The following is a 1,187-nucleotide window of genomic DNA, read 5'->3' on the forward strand; positions in this document are numbered from 1 at the left end:
CACCCACCGCCCGCCGACCTCCTCCCCCGGCTCCAGCACCCGGGTCAGAGCCGCCCGCGCCATCCGCTCCTGGTCGTGGACTCCGCTCATGACGTCTCCCCGACGAGCGCCGGTGCGCCCCGGTCGATACCGGTCCGCAGCTGGAGGGCCAGATCGACGTCGCCCGGCGCGGGCCGGTCATGGCCGCTCAGGTCCGCCACCGTCCAGGCGACCCGCAGCACCCGGTCCAGACCGCGGGCCGTGAGCAGCCCCCGTTCCATGTCCCGCTCAGCCGCTGCGAGTGCCCCCGACGACACCATCCAGCGGGTACGCAGCTCATGCCCCGGCACTTCGCTGTTGGTGGTCCACGGAGTGCCGTCCAGTCGCGCCGTGGCCCGCTCCCGTGCCTCACGTACCCGAGCCGCGGTCGCCTCGGTCGATTCGCCACGACCACCCTGCCCCAGCAGATCCGCCCGCTGGACCGGCTCGACCCCGACGCGCAGATCGACGCGGTCCAGCAGTGGACCCGACAGCCGCGCCTGATACCTGCGCACCAGGGAGGGCGGGCATTCGCACGCGCCGTCCTTCTGCCCGTGCCTGCCGCAGGGGCACGGGTTGGCTGCGAGCACCATCAGGAAGCGGGCCGGCAGCCGTACCACCCCGGCACTGCGTGCGATCACCACATGGCCCGACTCCAGGGGCTGTCGCAGCGCGTCCAGCGCCTTTCCTGAGAACTCCGGCGCCTCGTCGAGGAACAGCACTCCCCGGTGTGCCAGCGACACCGCTCCCGGCCTCGGCATGCCGTTGCCCCCGCCCACCAGGGACTGCATCGTCGCCGAGTGGTGCGGTGCGCAGTACGGGGCCGATCTGACCAGCGGCTCCCCCGGCGGCAGGATCCCCGCCACCGAGTGCACCGCGGTGACCTCCAGGGACTCCCGCCTGGTCAGGGGCGGAAGGATCGAGGGAATCCGCTCCGCGAGCATCGTCTTGCCGGCTCCTGGCGGCCCGTGCAGCAGCAGATGGTGTCCTCCTGCCGCCGCGACCGCCAGGGCGGTCCTCGCCGTCTGCTGCCCCGCGACGTCGGCCAGGTCCGGGACATGCCCCTCGATGCTCGCGCCCAGTCCCGCACCCACCCCCGCCCCCGGCACCAGAAGTCCGGCCAGCCCCGCGTCCGGGCGGCCCGGTTCCGTTGGTTCCTCCTCCGGGAC

1 protein-coding gene is annotated in these 1,187 nt (G+C 73.7%); it reads right to left on the reverse strand.

Features of this window, described 5'->3' with window-relative positions; genetic code table 11:
* Window positions 1-86: 86 nt before the first annotated feature.
* A partial coding sequence (locus tag J0695_RS39205) for a YifB family Mg chelatase-like AAA ATPase (protein WP_206969628.1) occupies window positions 87-1,187 on the reverse strand: 1,101 nt, incomplete at its 5' end.

Origin of the sequence: Streptomyces beijiangensis, assembly GCF_017315755.1 — a bacterium.
GTDB classification, from domain to species: Bacteria; Actinomycetota; Actinomycetes; order Streptomycetales; family Streptomycetaceae; genus Streptomyces; species Streptomyces beijiangensis.